This window comes from Bacillus sp. WC2503, from assembly GCF_052682895.1.
This window is the reverse complement of sequence record NZ_JBQYMD010000001.1, coordinates 1,277,587-1,291,190: the sequence shown is the minus strand read 5'-3', so window position 1 is coordinate 1,291,190 and position 13,604 is coordinate 1,277,587. Positions and strand designations below refer to the sequence as shown.

Below are 13,604 nucleotides of genomic sequence, written 5' to 3'. Positions count from 1 at the left end.
AATAAATCAAAAAGGACAGGAAATTCCTGTCCTTTTGTACATTCTATTCATGACAAGTTGGGAATTTCTCTATGCTTTGTCGCTTGTTCAAGAGCGTACGCTAGTTTAATTAATATTCCTTCACGAAAAGCAGTACTTGCAATCGTAATTCCAAAAGGTCTCCCGTTTTCCATATACCCTGCTGGTATTGCTATAGACGGATAACCTGCTTTCGCACATATAGTAGAGCCTATATAAGACGGAAATAGTATCGCATCAAGATTATATTTTTCCAATGCAAAATCAATACCTTGTTTTTGCGAAAAATATATATCTTCTAATCTTGCATGTAAATATTCTGGATTTCTTAACGTATTAGGATAATCTTTTCTTCCCTCCAACTTAGTTTGTCCATATTTTAAAGCTCTTTCTGCTATGTTTTTATTAAACGCCATTAATTCTGAAATAGAATGTACGGGAATAGTAGAAGGTAATTTTGAAAGATAGTTATCTAAACTATGCTTCAGCTCATAAAGCGGAACTCCCCAGCTCCATTCTCTATGAAAGGAAGGAATATCAATATTTTCTACTACTGTCGCTCCCTCACTACGTAATACTTGGATCGTGTCCTCAAACAAATTTTCATCATACTCACCATTTTCGTAATAATCTTTTGGAGCATTACTATAAACACCAATCTTCGCTCCCTTTAAACCATTAACATCAAGATAAGATGTATAATCTTCATATGCCATACCTTCACTTTTATGAGTAGCTACATCTTTCTCATCCACTCCAGTTAAACTCCCTAGTAAAATAGCGGCATCTGTTACTGTTCTAGCAAATGGTCCCGCTGTATCTTGTGAATAAGTGAACGGAATAATTCCTCTACGACTAATTAGACCGACAGTTGGTTTAATGCCTACTACAGAGCTTTGAACAGCTGGACTCAAAATAGAGGCATCCGTTTCTGTCCCAACAGATAATACTGTAAAATTAGTGGCAACTGCTATTGCGGCCCCTGTACTAGAGCCACCAACAAACATATCATCCGTGCCCGTTCCATATGGATTGATTGTTTGACCACCTCTTGCACTATATCCAGCCCACATTTCAAAAGACATTGCATTTGCTAACTCTGTCATATTCGTTTTACCTATTATCACCGCTCCTGCCTCTCGCAGTTTTGTAACGAGAAATGCATCTTCGCTACTTATATTTTGTTCTAGGGCAATCGTACCTGCACTTGTATGCATGGAATCATTCGTTTCAATATTGTCCTTTAGCAAAACAGGTATACCATGCAATGGTCCCCTTACACCTTTTATCTTCCTTTCATAATCTAACGCTTCTGCAATAAAAATAGCATCTGGGTTTATTTCTAAAATAGAATTAATTTTCGGTCCATCTTGATCATATTGTGCAATTCTATGAAGATAATACATAACTAATTCTTTGGAAGATAACGTCCCTTCTTCCATTGCGGTCTGTATATCATGAATTGTTAATTCTTTTTTTAATACTGGATTAAACTGAATTTCCATTTATATTCTCCTTTATATCCCTTTTAGTTTTTACGAATACTTCTTACTTTTTCATTTTTTCACCTCATCCTATTCCAAATTAATATCCCTTTAAAAAGTTTCAACTTACTTTTTAATACACCTTTAATTTCCCGAAAAATAAAAAGAGTCTGAAACGAATCATCCTTCGCTTCAAACTCTTTTTATTACTGTGCATATACCTCATCTAACAAATGTAAAAACTCTCCCTGTTTTCCTGCTAATTCAGGGCATTTTGCAATATCAATCCATTCGTAGCAAAATACTAAACCTTCATCTTCCTCACCGGCACTTACTATATGTTCCCAAGTATCTTTTACATTCGTTAGTAACGTTACGTGGAAAAAGTGGCGTTTTTGATATTCCTGTTTTTCCTTCACGTGTATGATGTAATCTGCTAGGAAACGCTCTATACATAAAAGACGTAATCCAGATTCTTCTTGTACTTCACGTAAAACTGCTGCTTCTAACGTTTCTCCTTCATCAACTGTTCCCCCTGGCACTTGGATACCAGCTTCAGGTATATCACGATGTTTAAAAACAAGTAATTGCTTCATCCCTTCTTTTTCTCTTGTAATATATGCATGTACTTTTTTCTTATATAACATCGTCATTGTATTTCTCTCCCCTCAATTGTTCACTCTGTTACTTCTTCAAGCGTCAGTTGATTTTCATATAAATATGTAGCTTGTGGATTTCCCACATACCTTACGTGCCATGGTTCAAACCGATAGCCCGTAATTGATTCTTTTTCTTTTGTATATCGAATCACAAAACCAAATTTATGGGCATTTTCAGAAAGCCACTGCCCTTCTTTCGTCTCTCCAAAAACTGTCTCTAACTGAAATTTAGCAGATTGCGATGTAATATCCATAGCTAGTCCAGTTTGATGTTCACTCGTACCAGGAATCGCGCTAGACATCGCAGTTTTCACTTCTCCATCTTGTTTTTTATACATCGTATTTAATGCCTTTTGTCGATCAAAAGATCTAAATCCAGAGACTGCAAAAAGGAAAATACGCTCTTTATCAGCTTGTTGAAACATGTCCTCAAGCGCACTAGCTGCCTCTTTCCTCATTTTTTTCTTTTCTTGATCCCCCTCACTAGAGTAACGTACTTTCGGAATAACTAAATCTGGCGGTCTATACCCATCTGGTAAACGCCTACTTTTATTCACAAGTACAAGCATCGAATTTGGATTACTAATTACCGCAATATCCCCATCCATATTCGCAATCGTTTCTTTCGCTTTCGGAAATATGTTATTTACATTCACTTCCTGTGCCTGCTTATCCTTATACATTTTATAATTGATTCCTGCTACTCCAACAATGAGTATCGCCGCTACGATACCAAGTAGTGTCCATCTTTTTTTCATATAACGACCTCTTATTTTAATAATTTGGCCATTTCATACTCATCAATGTTTTGTCCATCGATAATAAGAGCAGCTTTTTTGACACCCTCTTTCTCAAAGCCAACTTTTCTATATAGTGCCTGAGCTCTTGTATTATGGGCCATTACCGTTAATTCTAAACGCCATACATCATGTAATCTTGCCCACTTCTCAACCTCTTTAAACAAGCTCGTTCCAATACCACGCCCACTACACTCTTGCAATATACCAATTACAATGGCTGCAACATGTCTCTTTCTTTGTATGTTATTTCCATTCACTAAAATAAATCCTACTATTTTCTCTTCCTCAATCGCTACAAATATTGTTGCTTTTTCATTCTGTATAAATCGATGAATCATTTGCTCTTGTTGCTCGGCTGTAGTTTTTCTTTCTCCTGGCTCGTATAACATAAATTTCGTTTCTTCATCTAATTGCTTACTTAATTGCAAAAATGATGCTGCATCTTCTACTTTGATCTCCCTAATCACTTAAATCACCCTACCTATTTCATTGTAAAAAATTTTCCTTGTAAAAAGATTTTCTCTATTATTGCGAAAATCCCTTTCTAATTCCCCTATTATAAATAGACAAATTTCGATATTACTATAGCAATTATAAATTATGTCTATAATGTGACATCTTATCATCCTCGTTTCATGACAAACAAAAAACGTAAGCTTTACACTTACGTTTTCCCCTAATTGATGTAGGCTGATAACCATTGCAATGCCTACCACTCATTCAAATTTCACTTTATCCATTCACTTTTTCCGCTTGCCAAAAATATTCACCAAATGCCTTAGCAAGTGCATCAATTGATCGATTTAATTCCTCCTCTGTATTATCTACCCCGCCAACTTCAATTAATATCGCTTGTCCTGATAGGTCTTGATTGTAAACTCCATTCCCTGTTTGGAATCCTTTTTGAATTACACCACGGCTCATTCCCGGATATTTCTTACTAATCGTCTCGTGTAACGCAGTTGCTAATTGTAAGTTTTTTTCATAGTTTTTGTTACCTTTTCCAATTACAAAAGCAAGCTTAGCATATGATTTATCTCCAATTGTTTTTGTTGTTACATTTTTTCGTGCACTATCACGGTGTAAATCGAAGAAGTATTGTAATTCTTTATTACCAGCCATCGCTTCTTGTACAATTTCCCGTGACATTTTGTAAGAACTATTACTATTTAACCCTTTACTAATTAACCTTTGACCAACGTCAGTCTTATCGTTAGTAGATCCGATTCCTTCGCTTTCTAATTGTTCACGAAATCGGTCGCCGACTATGGAAATATTCGTTACAGAACTTGTCGCTTTATTCGGGTTTGGATCATTCGTTAAGTTCAGTAACGGCAAATAAGATTCCCAGCTATGCGAATGATATATAAATGCAACTTGTCTTTTTCCAGTCGTTTGAGCTGGTTGTTTTTTCTCTTTATTCGTATCAGGCTTTGGCGCTTGTCCACCTTCTCCAGTCCGTTCTTTCACTACTTCTTCAAGAGGAACACTCGACTCTATCGGTAAGTTAGAATAATTTGTTCCCTCACCTGCGATAACGATTTCTGTATCGTACTTACCAAAGCCAGGAAGCTCTTTTCCGACAAAACTACGTACATCGTTAAAACGAATATTCGTAGCCATAGAAAAGAGAAACGAAGAGATTGAAAAATCTTGATTCAAATTTCGATACTCTTGTGTAAAATAATGATTTTCTTTTCCAAGAACATACATGTAGCCATTCATCGATAACTCATTTAACCAATTATATAAATACGTTGACTTTGTCTCTTTCATAGAGGTTACCATCATACTAATAAGAAAAAAAGTCGCTAGTACCGTAGTAATAATAAATAAAACTAACTTACGTACACTTGTAAACTTCACATAAAAAAAGCCTCGATTCATACTATCACCCTCTCTATTTCAAGTTATGTACAAGCTCTAGAGAATAGACCGTTTAAATTCCGGCTATATTGTTAATGAGGTGAAATGAATTGAAGCTATTAATAGGAATATTACCAATCGCTCTATCATTCATTTTTTATTTGTCCGCTAAACATCCAAAAGTCTCTATTGTGTTACATATTTCTGCGTACTTGGCACTGTATGTACTCGGTACAATTATTTCCATTAATGTATACGATGTTTTAATACAAGATTTAGTTTTCATGACGAGCATTCATGGAATTTTACTGAATCCATTTTTCCTTATTGCAGGAGCGTATATAGGAACATACACTTTGTACCTACTTTTGTCTCACATTATTATGAAAATAAAAAATGGAGCGTAACGAAATGCAGCCACCGTTCATTTGTCATACATGTAGAAAAAGAATTACACGAAAGAAAGACCTTATTACCACTACACGGTACTTCCATTTTTATTTATTTCACAACAGTTGTTTTAAGCAGCAACAACTCTTCATCCCACGTTTTATCCCTATGAATACACTTTTTTGTTTCTTTCTTATTATATACGGCCTTATTGTTGGTAGCATTCTTATGCTTACGGAACCGTCTATCATTTGGCTTATTTTTTTGCTGCCTATTTTATATCGATTTCTTTCATATTATTATGTTGAACGTTTTTTCTCTACATAACGAGTGGACTGTCCTTTAGGAATGCTTAAACATTCCCACTCATTTTCTTTTAACATTTTACCGATGTAAATAATCTGTCCAATATGCAAAGCATAATGAGAAATTTGCCTTTCAATTGCTTGCAGGACCGTATGTGCTTCACCACGAATGTATACCGTCTTCAATAGATGTTCCGGCATTATAGTATTCATCGTATTAAAAACGTATTCCCATCCTTCTTGCCACGCTGCAAGGGCTTCTTCCTTTGAAGAATAGCCTCCTTCAAATTCACCATCTCGGTCACGATCAACTTTTTCACCATCAGATGTTAAAAAATCCGTCCATCTGGAACGCATATTACCGTGCAAATGTTTCATTATAATCGCTATGCTATTTGTTTCTTCATGAGAAGACCATTGTATTTGTTCGTATGATAATTGAGAAAGTGCCCGTTCTCCTTGCTGCTTTGTTGTTTTGAAATTAGAAATGGCACATTGTAAATATTCTCGTCCGATATCCATATTGCCCCCCCACCTTCACACTAACTAATTTTCGTTCCATTTGGCAGTTCCATATTAGGCTGAAGCAACACAACATCTCCCGCTTCAGGAACTCCCCCTAATACAAGCACTTCTGATTTAAATCCAGCTACACGCTTTGGCGGAAAATTTACAACAGCAACAATTTGCTGACCAATTAAGTCTTCTGGATTATATCTCTTCGTAATTTGAGCACTTGACCGCTTGACCCCAAGCTCCCCAAAATCAATTTCTAGTTTAATCGCTGGTACTCTCGCTTCTTTAAATTCCTCTGCCTGTGTTACTGTTCCAATTCTTACATCAAAAGTTAAAAAATCTTCAAAATTAGCCATTTTATCATTCCTCCCATTTATTACTTAGACAAAATACAAAAATCCCCTTTAAAAAAAGAAAGGCGCCTAAGCACCTTTCTTTTGTAATTCACTTGATTCATTTGATTTATAGAAGAAGAAACCAAGAATTCCGCCAATACATGATGGGATTAACCATCCTATTCCTTCTTTATATAATGGTAACATTTGAAGTACATTAGAAATCGCATCAATTTTAATGTTCGCACTTTCTAAACCGTTAAAGAAACTAATTAACAACGCACCTAAAATCGCCCCAATGTAAATTGTATTACGCTTCCCTATCCATTTATGGAAATATGAAAGAACGATTAATACAATTGCAACTGGATAAATGATCATTAACACTGGTAATGTTACTGTGATTAATTGTGTTAACCCTAGGTTAGATACAATTAAACTAAATACACATACCATAGTTACAATCGTTTTATGCGAAAGTCTTGGGAATAAGTTTGTGAAGAAGCCAGCACACGCAGATGTTAATCCAACAGAAGTTGTTAAACAAGCGAGTATAATTACAAGTCCTAATAAAATTTTGCCACTTGTTCCATATAACTCATTTACAACATTCGTCAAAATAAGACCACCGTTCTCCGACACACCAAGTGATGTACTTGTAGATCCGAGATATGCAAGTGATAAATATATTAACGTTAAGCCTAATACAGCAATAATCCCTGATACAACTGTTATTTTTGCAATTTGTCCGCTCTCTTTTATCCCTTTTGAGCGAATAACTTGTACTACAACAATCCCAAACACAAGTGCACTAATCGCATCCATCGTTAAATATCCTTGAATAAATCCACCAAAGAAAGCATTCTCTTTATAAGCAGCTAAAGGTGCAGCCGGTTCTCCAATTGGATCAATAATTGCTTTCCCGACAATAACAGCAACAATTAATACTAATAATGGTGTAAGAAATTTTCCAAACCAATCGACTAATTTAGATGGATTTAATGATAAATACCACGTTATTCCGAAGAAAAATATAGTGAAAAGAAATAGCATGTACCACTCTGAAACCATTGCATCTGATAAAAACGGCTTCATACCCATTTCAAACGAAACGGCTCCCGTACGCGGGATTGCGAAAAATGGTCCAATTGCTAAATAACTAACCAATGGGAAAATAAATGCAAATATAGGGTGAACTCTAGAAGATAGCGCTTTCAAGTCCCCCTCTACAAACGCGACAGCTGTTACAGCTAATAGGGGTAATCCGACTCCCGTTACAAGGAATCCTATCGTAGCAATCCAAACATTCTCTCCTGCTTGTTGACCTAAAACTGGCGGGAAAATTAAATTTCCTGCTCCTAAAAATAATGCAAATAGCATTAAACCAATTGCTACCGTATCACCTGGCCTCAATCGTCCCTTCATACTCTTCATTTGCATAGCACTTTTTCATTGTTTATCTTTATTTTCACAATATGCTATGCATCCTCCTCTCTGCTCAAGATGATAAAATATGCCCCTTACAAAGCAGTGTCTTTCTCCATAATTTCTCCATTCCCCTTATTATTACTCTAATTATTAATCTCGTCATTATTTTTTGTTTTTGATTTTTGATTTTTTTGAATATTTAAATCATTAGAGTGTTATTACGTGGAGTATAGTTGTCAGACCTCTTTGTTTTTATCACACATATAGTAACATATTTAGTTGAAAAATAAAAACATATTTTCAAATTGATTTTTTTGAAAATCAAAATTATCTACATTTTATATTCTCTCACACAAATGTTATTCGAGCACTAGACTCATTCTAGATTATTATTTTAAAATAATTTCAAAAGCCATCTAACATATGTTAGATGGCTTTTGCATGTTACTCTATCGTTTCTACTTCACGTGGATTATTCATCTCTTCTACATACACAACTCTAAATCCATGATCTTCTAAATCTTTTTGAAGTGTTTCTAATTCACCATCTTCAAACTCTTCTCCTAATGTAAACATAATTCTACGAACTAATAGAGCATCATTATCAAAAGTCATTAAACTTTGAATACCAGTGTATTTCTTCAAAACTGTCGATAACTTTTGGATCGCTCCATTATAGTCTTGCGTTCCAATCATGACAGAATATTTACTAGAATGAACGCCCCATGCATCTTCTAATAACTCAAAAACTTTTTTATGCGTTAAAATTCCAAGGAAAATTCCTTTTTCGTCAACTACTGATAAATAAGGTAATTTTTTTATTGTAAAAAATACTTTAAAGAAAGATGAATCTTCTCTCACAAATCCTTCTTTATCGTTCAATAATTGTATTACACTTTCGTCAAGTGATCCTTTATATTCTAAAATATCTACTTTATATATATTCCCTAAAAATTTCTCTTTTTTTTCATCTAAAACTGGTACACAACGATACCCTGTTTTATTTAAATGCTCCAATGCTTCCCCTATCGTAATCGAACTTGAGCACAGTAAAACTTCCCTTTTCGGCACGTAATTCCCTTTAATCCTCATAAAAAGCCTCCTTATGTTAAAATACTTTCTGTGCCATAACTATATTATATATTCGGAAAAAAATAAATAATTTATTTTATTTTTCTGAAAATTATTCATTTTCTTGTCATAATTTATTCATGAATCCTTCACTTGCATATCTTCACTAGGAAAGCCTCTCTCTGAATGACTTAATGAAAAAGATATTGTAACTTTATTAGAAAAACGCTAAAATAAGAATAAGAATTTTCTGAATATTCAAAGAGTAGGTGGTTATATGTCTTTGTTACGCTCGCATATATGCAAATTTATAATTGGTGTCATTGTTATTTTTGTCATAAGTCCTATCCCAGCTCTTTTTATTACACATAATTATTCTTATCAAAATGGCTTAATAAGTATTTTCCAAAACTTCGATCAACTTTCTTCTATATCAATTCCAAAAATTGATTGGATGCATGAATCTATTTTTTTCTCAGCAAATCAGATGATACATACTTCTACTCATTCAACACCACTATTCCCTTACATATGGGAAATATATTTTTTATCAATTGTTCGTTTCACTTTCACTCTTGCAATTGGCTTCTTTATAAGTTTAGGAATCGGTCATCTATTTTTAAAAGCACCAAATTCAATTAAAAAGATCACTACTTTCCTACACTGGATACCGTACTCTTTTTGCACTGTATTTTTACAATGTTCTATCTTACTACTTCTTCTCTATATTGCAAACTTTATAAAGTTTTCTTATTTCTCATCTTTGATCATCGTATGTAGTACCTCTATGATTATCGTTATGCAAGCAATAAAGAAATGGCTCCCTTTCCTGTATAACACAAGTGAATATGAAATGAAAAATTCTGCTTTCCTTGTTGATACATTATTTTTAGCACTTACTTCGAATCATAAATCTATTTTAAGTTCTATTATTTTTTCCTTTTTAATTATGGAATGTACTTTTCACACGATCGGATTATTACAATTTATCGTTCAATTTGGTGGTACTGCACCTGTAATTGTCACAATCGGTTTACTACTATTGTATATCCCATACAGCGTCTTATCTTTTCTCCAAGCACTTTGGACAACAAACAACTCTAAACAACAAACATACACTATAACACGAAGTATCCCAAAACCGTAAAGTTACATAGCCCTCTATATTCTGAAAGTAGAGGGTTATTCCTTTTGTATCGAGGACAAAATAACAACAAACTCTAAAACTACACTATAAACATGCCAATATTTACCCTTTTCCTTTGACTATTCTTTTCATTTGGATTTATTATAAAAGTATAACATAATTGCAGGAGGTGACATCTTTATTTCAAACTTTGGAATAGAGAACACACTTGGACATATTAAATATTTTTCTCATCTTTGTACTTATTCTTATTTCGGGCTTTTTCGTTGCATCAGAATTCGCTGTTGTAAAAGTACGAAAAAGCCGAATTGACCAACTTGCAAATGAAGGTAATAAACAAGCTTTAGCTGCAAGAAGTGTCCTATCTAATTTAGATGTTTATTTATCAGCTTGTCAGCTCGGGATTACGATTACTTCTTTAGGGCTTGGTTGGCTTGGTGAACCGACTGTGGAACATATACTACGACCGCTTTTTGAAAAAATCAACATGACTGGAACAATGGCTAACACGTTATCTTTTATTATTGCTTTTAGCGTTATTACATTTTTCCACGTTGTATTAGGTGAATTAGTTCCAAAGTCTTTCGCAATTCAAAAAGCAGAAGCAATCACACTCAAATTTGCCAAACCACTTATTTTATTTGATAAAATTATGTATCCGTTCATTTGGCTACTCAATAGTGCAGCTATATTTTTCACAAAACTACTCGGTTTAGAGCCAGCGAAAGAAAATGAACTTGCTCATTCAGAAGAGGAATTACGACTCATTTTAGGTGAGAGTTTTAAAAGCGGAGAAATAAACCAAACCGAATATAAATATGTAAATAATATTTTTGAATTTGATGACCGGGTTGCAAAAGAAATCATGGTCCCTCGTACTGAAATGGTTTGCTTATCTACCGAAAATACTTTAGAAGAAAATATGGATATCGTCGCAACTGAAAAATATACACGCTATCCTATAATTGAAAAAGATAAAGATGACATCATCGGGATGATAAATACGAAAGAAATATTTCATGATCAAACAAAAGGTATTTATAAACCACTTGAATCTTATATACATCCCGTACTAACTGTATTTGAAACTGTTCCAATCCGTAAAACATTAGTACATCTTCAAAAGAATCGCGTTCAGATGGCAATCATTATGGATGAATATGGTGGTACTGCTGGGCTTTTAACAATGGAAGATATTCTTGAAGAAATTATTGGAGAAATTCAAGATGAATTTGACGCGGATGAATCACCTATGATTGAAAAGCGTACCCCGAAGCTTACTGTTTTAGATGGAAAAGTACTCATTTCTGAAGTAAATGATATGTTTGGCCTACATATTGATGATAGCGATTTAGATACAATTGGAGGCTGGCTCCTCTCTCAAGCGGTTGACTTAAATATTGAAGCTGGTTATTCTATTGAATATGCTGGGTTTCAATTTAAAGCATTAGAACTTGATGGACATCAAATCAAAAAAATTGCTGTACATAAATTAGATATTAAAAAGGAGTTATAAAGTGACTGTTTTCTTAACAATCTGTATCATTGCCTGTTTCATCATTTCATTTCTCGCCTTTATTTACCCTATTATCCCAGGTATCTTAGCTGTATGGGCTGGATATTTGATTTACCATTTTGGTATAAATGGCGGGGAACTAACAATTACTTTTTGGGTCATTCAAGCCATTTTCACCCTATTCATTTTCGTCGCTGATTTTATTGCTAATGGATATTTCCTAAAAAAATATGGAAGTTCAAAATGGGGCGAACGTGTCGGTATGATTTCTATCATTGTTGGATCGTTCTTCTTCCCACCTTTTGGTTTAATAATTATACCGTTCTTATCGGTATTTTTCACAGAGCTCATGCATAAAAAGACGCCAAAAGACGCCTTTCTAGTAGGAGTTGCTACTGTAGTTGGTTTTTTAAGCAGTACTGTAGCGAAAGCTATTCTCCAAATCATTATGATTATCATTTTCGTATGTTATATCATCTTTTAACCATCCCGCTTTTGGGATGGTTTTTTAATATGAAATACCAACTCGACTATTTTCATATATATTTTCATTGCATAAATCCCATGTAAAATGTGCTGTATCACCAACTGTAATTTTCGCTCCATCTTCTGGCAATATATGTTGTTCAGTGCGATATACCCCCGTTATCTCACCGTCTATTAAATGCGTCGGACAAACAATGGTCCAACATAAATCACTATTATGAAGCGCCTTATATGCAGCTAAATGATCCTCTGCTGCTGCTGTCGTTTTCCTTTTTGATTCCGATGATTGGAAACGATATACATTTGGATTTGTTCTCGCTTGTAAAATACCAGCTGTTCCTATCGTAATAATTTTCTTAACGCCTTCTTTTTCCATATACTTTATAATATTTGGCATACTCTTTGCTAATGTCCCATTTCCATCCGTTCCAAGAGCGCTAATTACGATATCACATCCTTCTATCGCTTTCTTTATATCGTTTTCGTTTAATATATTTCCTTCTATAACATGTAACCTGTCATGTTCTATTTCCATTCTATTTAAATCACGAACGAATGCCGTCACTTCGGATGAATCCTTTAATGCTAATTTCATTATTTCCGAACCTACTCTACCTGTCGCTCCCAATACACATACTTTCATTTGTTTACTCCTCTCTCATTCTTTCTCTATTTTTTCAATACTCTCAATCAATATACAACAAAAAAGCTTCCTCATATATAAGAGGAAGCTTTTTTATTACTTTATTTCTTTTCTTTAGAATCAGTAGACTTCTCTGTTCCACTTGTTTCTTTATCCTTTTTCTCATCCTGTTGTGTTGTTGTGTCTTCTTCTTTCTTCTTGTCCTCACCTTTACTACAACCTACCATTAATAAAGAACTTGCAAGTGCCATAGCAGTTAATGATTTAACCCATTTGTTCATTTGCGTTTCCTCCCTTTGATAGAATATGTACAATCCCATATTACTCTCTATTTTTAAAGGAAAGATTGAAAAATAGTAAATATACGGTAAATGTTTGTAAATTTTCTAATAATAATTACATTTAGCCCTTTTCTCTGCATGAAAGTAAAAAACTAGGGCGACAACTATTCCGCCTTAGTTTTTTATGCAAATTTCTCGTTTTCATATATATGTGTAATTTTATATTCCTTCTTCACAACATATTGCCACACACTATAAGCGTAACGATTCATTTTCAGGAAACAGTTTTCTAAAAACGAACGAAATTCTGGATTTGCAACTTCCACTGCAACTTGAGCAAACTTTAATGCTAATCGTTTCAAATGTGAAATATAACAGATTGCAATTTGGATATCTTCTGTATATGTATTATCTATTTCCTTTTCCATTTCCATTTCAGACAAATGAAACGAAATTGGTTCATATGTTATATGCTGTACATTTTCTCCTTCTTGAAAATTCACTTGTTCATTATATGCTTGTAACATATACGGTAAATGGTGCTGTATTATATCCTTTAATTCTTCATCCCGGATTTTTTCAGTATACTCTCCTACTTTATAAATTAACATGTAACTATACTTCATTAATTCTTTCATACAGTCCATTAAAATTCCTCC

17 protein-coding genes are annotated in these 13,604 nt (G+C 34.0%); 5 read left to right on the top strand and 12 right to left on the bottom strand.

What is annotated here, in order from left to right; translation table 11 throughout:
* Nucleotides 1-47: 47 nt before the first annotated feature.
* From ACUN26_RS06790 to spoIIP, 5 genes are all read right to left on the bottom strand, one after another.
* Nucleotides 48-1,523 carry an amidase family protein gene (locus ACUN26_RS06790; RefSeq protein ID WP_000405411.1) on the bottom strand — a complete coding sequence of 492 codons (1,476 nt, stop codon included), beginning with the start codon at nucleotides 1,521-1,523 and terminating at the stop codon, nucleotides 48-50.
* A gap of 185 nt (nucleotides 1,524-1,708) precedes the next feature.
* On the bottom strand, nucleotides 1,709-2,155 hold the full coding sequence (locus ACUN26_RS06785) for an NUDIX hydrolase (protein ID WP_000178280.1): 447 nt from the start codon (nucleotides 2,153-2,155) through the stop codon (nucleotides 1,709-1,711).
* 23 nt (nucleotides 2,156-2,178) lie between these two features.
* On the bottom strand, nucleotides 2,179-2,919 hold the full coding sequence (locus ACUN26_RS06780) for a M15 family metallopeptidase (RefSeq protein WP_000747716.1): 741 nt from the start codon (nucleotides 2,917-2,919) through the stop codon (nucleotides 2,179-2,181).
* Between the two features lie 11 nt (nucleotides 2,920-2,930).
* The gene (locus ACUN26_RS06775; RefSeq protein WP_000617587.1) at nucleotides 2,931-3,428 is read right to left on the bottom strand and encodes a GNAT family N-acetyltransferase; all 498 of its coding nucleotides are present in this window, start codon (nucleotides 3,426-3,428) and stop codon (nucleotides 2,931-2,933) included.
* A 265-nt stretch (nucleotides 3,429-3,693) separates the two neighbouring features.
* Entirely contained in the window at nucleotides 3,694-4,848 is a 1,155-nt protein-coding gene (gene spoIIP, locus ACUN26_RS06770; RefSeq protein ID WP_001079305.1) for a stage II sporulation protein SpoIIP, read from the bottom strand.
* 89 nt (nucleotides 4,849-4,937) lie between these two features.
* Here spoIIP and ACUN26_RS06765 point away from each other — a divergent pair, with 89 nt between their 5' ends.
* The gene (locus ACUN26_RS06765; RefSeq protein ID WP_000770733.1) at nucleotides 4,938-5,234 is read left to right on the top strand and encodes a hypothetical protein; all 297 of its coding nucleotides are present in this window, start codon (nucleotides 4,938-4,940) and stop codon (nucleotides 5,232-5,234) included.
* A 4-nt stretch (nucleotides 5,235-5,238) separates the two neighbouring features.
* Nucleotides 5,239-5,544: a hypothetical protein gene (locus ACUN26_RS06760; protein ID WP_044810160.1), complete on the top strand. Its 306-nt coding sequence runs from the start codon at nucleotides 5,239-5,241 to the stop codon at nucleotides 5,542-5,544.
* Here ACUN26_RS06760 and ACUN26_RS06755 read toward each other — a convergent pair.
* The 4 genes from ACUN26_RS06755 to cbpA all read right to left on the bottom strand — a co-directional run bounded on the left by ACUN26_RS06755 (nucleotide 5,517) and on the right by cbpA (nucleotide 8,893).
* Nucleotides 5,517-6,044: a DUF1572 domain-containing protein gene (locus tag ACUN26_RS06755; protein WP_000351102.1), complete on the bottom strand. Its 528-nt coding sequence runs from the start codon at nucleotides 6,042-6,044 to the stop codon at nucleotides 5,517-5,519. The genes ACUN26_RS06760 and ACUN26_RS06755 overlap by 28 nt on opposite strands.
* 20 nt (nucleotides 6,045-6,064) lie before the next feature.
* Nucleotides 6,065-6,394: a chaperone CsaA gene (gene csaA / locus ACUN26_RS06750; RefSeq protein ID WP_001263029.1), complete on the bottom strand. Its 330-nt coding sequence runs from the start codon at nucleotides 6,392-6,394 to the stop codon at nucleotides 6,065-6,067.
* A 66-nt stretch (nucleotides 6,395-6,460) separates the two neighbouring features.
* Nucleotides 6,461-7,798, bottom strand: a complete 1,338-nt coding sequence (brnQ4, locus tag ACUN26_RS06745; RefSeq protein ID WP_395935011.1) for a branched-chain amino acid transport system II carrier protein BrnQ4 — start codon at nucleotides 7,796-7,798, stop codon at nucleotides 6,461-6,463.
* A gap of 447 nt (nucleotides 7,799-8,245) precedes the next feature.
* Nucleotides 8,246-8,893 (bottom strand): cyclic di-AMP binding protein CbpA, encoded by a 648-nt coding sequence (gene cbpA / locus ACUN26_RS06740; RefSeq protein ID WP_001220521.1) that lies wholly within the window; start codon nucleotides 8,891-8,893, stop codon nucleotides 8,246-8,248.
* Nucleotides 8,894-9,149: 256 nt separating this feature from the next.
* Here cbpA and ACUN26_RS06735 point away from each other — a divergent pair, with 256 nt between their 5' ends.
* The 3 genes from ACUN26_RS06735 (at nucleotide 9,150) to ACUN26_RS06725 (ending at nucleotide 12,019) form a co-directional block, all read left to right on the top strand.
* Nucleotides 9,150-10,019, top strand: coding sequence for a hypothetical protein (locus ACUN26_RS06735; protein ID WP_000055279.1), 870 nt, complete (start codon nucleotides 9,150-9,152; stop codon nucleotides 10,017-10,019).
* A gap of 208 nt (nucleotides 10,020-10,227) precedes the next feature.
* Complete coding sequence (locus ACUN26_RS06730; RefSeq protein ID WP_000353739.1) at nucleotides 10,228-11,535, top strand: hemolysin family protein; 1,308 nt, start codon at nucleotides 10,228-10,230, stop codon at nucleotides 11,533-11,535.
* Nucleotide 11,536: 1 nt separating this feature from the next.
* The gene (locus ACUN26_RS06725; protein ID WP_000215663.1) at nucleotides 11,537-12,019 is read left to right on the top strand and encodes a DUF456 domain-containing protein; all 483 of its coding nucleotides are present in this window, start codon (nucleotides 11,537-11,539) and stop codon (nucleotides 12,017-12,019) included.
* Nucleotides 12,020-12,043: 24 nt separating this feature from the next.
* On the opposite strand, the gene ACUN26_RS06720 is transcribed toward ACUN26_RS06725, so the two are convergent.
* The 3 genes from ACUN26_RS06720 to ACUN26_RS06710 all read right to left on the bottom strand — a co-directional run bounded on the left by ACUN26_RS06720 (nucleotide 12,044) and on the right by ACUN26_RS06710 (nucleotide 13,592).
* On the bottom strand, nucleotides 12,044-12,664 hold the full coding sequence (locus tag ACUN26_RS06720) for an NAD(P)-dependent oxidoreductase (protein WP_000861679.1): 621 nt from the start codon (nucleotides 12,662-12,664) through the stop codon (nucleotides 12,044-12,046).
* A gap of 101 nt (nucleotides 12,665-12,765) precedes the next feature.
* A complete protein-coding gene (locus tag ACUN26_RS06715) occupies nucleotides 12,766-12,945 on the bottom strand; it encodes a hypothetical protein (protein WP_001045965.1) in 180 nt (59 codons plus the stop codon).
* 182 nt (nucleotides 12,946-13,127) lie between these two features.
* Entirely contained in the window at nucleotides 13,128-13,592 is a 465-nt protein-coding gene (locus ACUN26_RS06710) for a spore coat protein (RefSeq protein ID WP_000340533.1), read from the bottom strand.
* Between the last annotated feature and the right edge of the window lie 12 nt (nucleotides 13,593-13,604).

Coding starts and splice junctions, on each gene's coding strand:
- ACUN26_RS06715 (WP_001045965.1), bottom strand. CDS start 12,945: ATGAACAAATGGGTTAAATCATTAACTGCTATGGCACTTGCAAGTTCT.
- ACUN26_RS06780 (WP_000747716.1), bottom strand. CDS start 2,919: ATGAAAAAAAGATGGACACTACTTGGTATCGTAGCGGCGATACTCATT.
- ACUN26_RS06755 (WP_000351102.1), bottom strand. CDS start 6,044: ATGGATATCGGACGAGAATATTTACAATGTGCCATTTCTAATTTCAAA.
- csaA (WP_001263029.1), bottom strand. CDS start 6,394: ATGGCTAATTTTGAAGATTTTTTAACTTTTGATGTAAGAATTGGAACA.
- cbpA (WP_001220521.1), bottom strand. CDS start 8,893: ATGAGGATTAAAGGGAATTACGTGCCGAAAAGGGAAGTTTTACTGTGC.
- ACUN26_RS06735 (WP_000055279.1), top strand. CDS start 9,150: ATGTCTTTGTTACGCTCGCATATATGCAAATTTATAATTGGTGTCATT.
- ACUN26_RS06760 (WP_044810160.1), top strand. CDS start 5,239: ATGCAGCCACCGTTCATTTGTCATACATGTAGAAAAAGAATTACACGA.
- ACUN26_RS06790 (WP_000405411.1), bottom strand. CDS start 1,523: ATGGAAATTCAGTTTAATCCAGTATTAAAAAAAGAATTAACAATTCAT.
- ACUN26_RS06710 (WP_000340533.1), bottom strand. CDS start 13,592: ATGGACTGTATGAAAGAATTAATGAAGTATAGTTACATGTTAATTTAT.
- ACUN26_RS06785 (WP_000178280.1), bottom strand. CDS start 2,155: ATGACGATGTTATATAAGAAAAAAGTACATGCATATATTACAAGAGAA.
- spoIIP (WP_001079305.1), bottom strand. CDS start 4,848: ATGAATCGAGGCTTTTTTTATGTGAAGTTTACAAGTGTACGTAAGTTA.
- ACUN26_RS06720 (WP_000861679.1), bottom strand. CDS start 12,664: ATGAAAGTATGTGTATTGGGAGCGACAGGTAGAGTAGGTTCGGAAATA.
- brnQ4 (WP_395935011.1), bottom strand. CDS start 7,798: ATGAAGGGACGATTGAGGCCAGGTGATACGGTAGCAATTGGTTTAATG.